This is a genomic window from Collinsella aerofaciens (assembly GCF_018785245.1).
Taxonomy (GTDB): Bacteria; Actinomycetota; Coriobacteriia; order Coriobacteriales; family Coriobacteriaceae; genus Collinsella; species Collinsella aerofaciens_AD.
In genome coordinates this window covers 1-448 of the sequence record NZ_WQPL01000073.1, presented here as the reverse complement: position 1 = coordinate 448, position 448 = coordinate 1, and the positions used below count along the sequence as shown (strand labels likewise).

Sequence of the window (448 nt, the reverse complement as noted above, 5' to 3'; positions counted from 1 at the left end):
GGGCACGGAAACGACAGGAGCCCCCGCTCGTGACCGCGGGTCGGGGCTGCGACAATGTTGTTGAAGTGCCAGAGGCGCAGCCGCGCCGCAACGAGGTTGGGAGGCTCCCGTGCCTAGATATTCTACCGCCTTCGGAATGGACGTACACCTCAGGTCCACCACCGTCTGCGCGCTCGACGCGGAGACGGGCGAGGCCGTGACGAGGAGGTTCCGCGGCAACCCCTGGGGCGAGGTCGCGGAGTGGATGTCGGGCTTCCCCGGCCCGTCGCTCGCCGCCTACGAGAGCGGCTACCTCGGCTTCGCCCCGCAGAGGGAGCTCTCCGGGCTCGGCGTCGACTGCGTCGTCGCGGCCGTCTCCAGGGTCCCGAGGTCGGCGGCCGACCTCTCGTCCAAGAACGACCGCAACGACGCGGCCAGGATGGCCAAGGCGATACTGTCGCACGACGTC

Annotated in this window: 1 pseudogene; it reads left to right on the top strand. The window is 69.9% G+C overall.

Annotated features, from left to right (window positions below):
* Window positions 1–109: 109 nt before the first annotated feature.
* Window positions 110–448 (top strand): annotated as a pseudogene (locus tag GPK39_RS09225) (IS110 family transposase); the annotation flags it as partial.